Below are 917 nucleotides of genomic sequence, written 5' to 3'. Positions count from 1 at the left end.
GACCCTTTTTCATCCGTCTGGGCGGACGCGGATCACAGCATGATCGCGATGGGGGCGTTCGGCGGATGACGTGAAGAAACCCCTGGTAGACGGGTTGATCACCACAACCACCGCGTCCGAACCAGGGGCTCTGCATGCTGTTGTACCGTGCCGCCGTCGATTTGTCGCGTTCAACGCTGAACTACCTGGCCGCAGTGATCCGGCGGCACCGCAAGGCGATCGGGTCGGCCTGGCGTCTGCTCAACCCCGGACAGCAGGCCCTGCTGGTGCTGGCCCACCTGCGCAAGGGCGAGACGTTCACCCAGCTCGGGGCCGGATTCGAGGTATCGACAAGCACGGCCTGGCGCTATGTCGAGGAGGCGGTGGCACTGCTGTCGGCACGGTCACCGAAGCTGGCGGCGGCGCTGCGGAAGGCCAGGCAGGACGGGCTGCACCTGCTGGTGCTGGACGGCACGCTCATCGCCACCGACCGCGTGCGCCCCGACCGGCCGTACTACTCGGCCAAGCACCGCTGCCACGGCATGAACGTGCAGGTCATCGCCGGCCCCGACGGGACGATCGTGTGGACGTCGGGGGCGCTGCCCGGCCGCACGCACGACCTGACCGCCGCCCGCGTGTGGGGCATCCTGCGCGAGCTGGACAAGGCCGGGATCATCACCCTGGCCGACAAGGGGTACCAAGGCGCCGGGGCATGGATCGTCCTCACCCCGTACAAGGGACGCGACAAGCCCGAGTCCCAGAAGCAGGCCAACCGCTCGCACGCCAAGCTCCGCGGACCCGGCGAACGCGCAAACGCCCAGCTCAAGAGCTGGCGAATCCTCCGCAAGCTCCGCTGCAGCCCCGGCAAGGCCGGCCACCTCGTCAAGGCCATCGCCGTCCTACAGAACTACGAGATCACCCGAGGATGAAAAAGGTTC

1 protein-coding gene is annotated in these 917 nt (G+C 67.8%); it reads left to right on the top strand.

The window, feature by feature from the left end; genetic code table 11:
* The first annotated feature begins 134 nt into the window (after positions 1-134).
* Positions 135-908, top strand: a complete 774-nt coding sequence (locus E1266_RS37450) for a transposase family protein (protein WP_132055340.1) — start codon at positions 135-137, stop codon at positions 906-908.
* Positions 909-917 lie beyond the last annotated feature (9 nt).

The sequence above is a fragment of the Actinomadura sp. 7K534 genome, assembly GCF_004348575.1.
GTDB lineage: Bacteria > Actinomycetota > Actinomycetes > Streptosporangiales > Streptosporangiaceae > Spirillospora > Spirillospora livida.
The sequence above is the reverse complement of the archived record's forward strand: the minus strand, read 5'-3'. Positions and strand labels throughout refer to the sequence as shown.

Coding starts and splice junctions, on each gene's coding strand:
- E1266_RS37450 (WP_132055340.1), top strand. CDS start 135: ATGCTGTTGTACCGTGCCGCCGTCGATTTGTCGCGTTCAACGCTGAAC.